Annotated in this window: 2 protein-coding genes; both read right to left on the bottom strand. The window is 67.0% G+C overall.

Annotated elements, in window-relative coordinates; translation table 11 throughout:
* Nucleotides 1–43: 43 nt before the first annotated feature.
* Nucleotides 44–820, bottom strand: coding sequence for an enoyl-CoA hydratase (locus ACFTZB_RS45790; protein WP_378442651.1), 777 nt, complete (start codon nt 818–820; stop codon nt 44–46).
* Nucleotides 817–1131 (bottom strand): enoyl-CoA hydratase/isomerase family protein (locus tag ACFTZB_RS45785; RefSeq protein ID WP_378442649.1); only part of this gene is annotated, 315 nt, incomplete at its 5' end. The genes ACFTZB_RS45790 and ACFTZB_RS45785, both read right to left, overlap by 4 nt.

Below are 1131 nucleotides of genomic sequence, written 5' to 3'. Positions count from 1 at the left end.
CCGCAGCGGATGCTCGCTGCGGGGTGTTCGGGTCGGGTGGGGACTACCGGTGGGTGAACTCCGGTGACCGCTTTTCGACGAACGCGGCCATGCCTTCCTTCTGGTCCTCGGTGGCGAATGTCGAGTGGAAGACGCGTCGCTCGAAGCGAATTCCCTCGCTGAGGGTGGTCTCGAAGGACCGGTTGACCGCTTCCTTCGCCATCATCGCGACGGGCAGCGACATCTCGGCGACGGTGGTGGCCGTTTGTAGCGCCTCGTCGAATAGGTCTGCGGCGGGGACGATGCGGGCGACGAGTCCGGCGCGTTCGGCTTCCTCGGCGTCCATGGTCCGGCCCGTCAGACACAGTTCCATCGCCTTGGCCTTGCCGACGGCACGCGTGAGGCGCTGTGAGCCGCCGATGCCGGGGATGACGCCAAGCTTGATCTCGGGCTGACCGAACTTGGCGGTCTCGGCGGCGAGCAGGATGTCGCACATCATCGCCAGTTCGCACCCGCCGCCGAGGGCGTATCCCGCCACGGCGGCAACGATGGGTTTGCGCGCGGCGGCGATGCGGTCACCGATGGAGAAGAAGTCGTCGAGGTAGACGTCCATGTACGACTTGGTCTGCATCTCCTTGATGTCGGCGCCGGCGGCGAACGCCCGGTCGGAGCCGGTGAGGAGGATGGCCCCGATGCCGCTGTCGGAGTCGAGTTCCTCGATTGCCGTGACGAGTTCGCGCAGCAGTTGGGAGTTCAACGCGTTCAGCGCTTTCGGGCGGTTGAGGGTGATGATCCCGACCCGGCCCTTGCGGTCGAGGAGGATGGTGTCGTAGTCGGTCACTGGTGATCTCCGATTGTCGTAGGGGCCATGAGGCCGAGTTCGAGGTCGCCGAGGGGGGTGAAGAACTGTGCGACGGCGGCGTCGGTGACGTCGTCGAGGGTGGCGGGTGACCAGCGCGGGTTGCGGTCCTTGTCGACGACCTGCGCCCGGATCCCCTCGACCAGATCAGGTGAACTCAGGCAGGCGACGGACACCCGGAATTCCTCGTTGAGGACTTCCTCGAGGCTGCCCGCGACCCGGGCCCGGCGCAGCGAGGTGAGGGTGACCGCGCACGCGGTCGGCGACTTCGCCAGCACCTGCTCGGCCGCCTT

This window comes from Rhodococcus sp. NPDC057014 (genome assembly GCF_042673295.1).
Classification (GTDB): Bacteria; Actinomycetota; Actinomycetes; order Mycobacteriales; family Mycobacteriaceae; genus Rhodococcus_F.
This window is presented reverse-complemented; position numbering and strand designations above follow the sequence as displayed.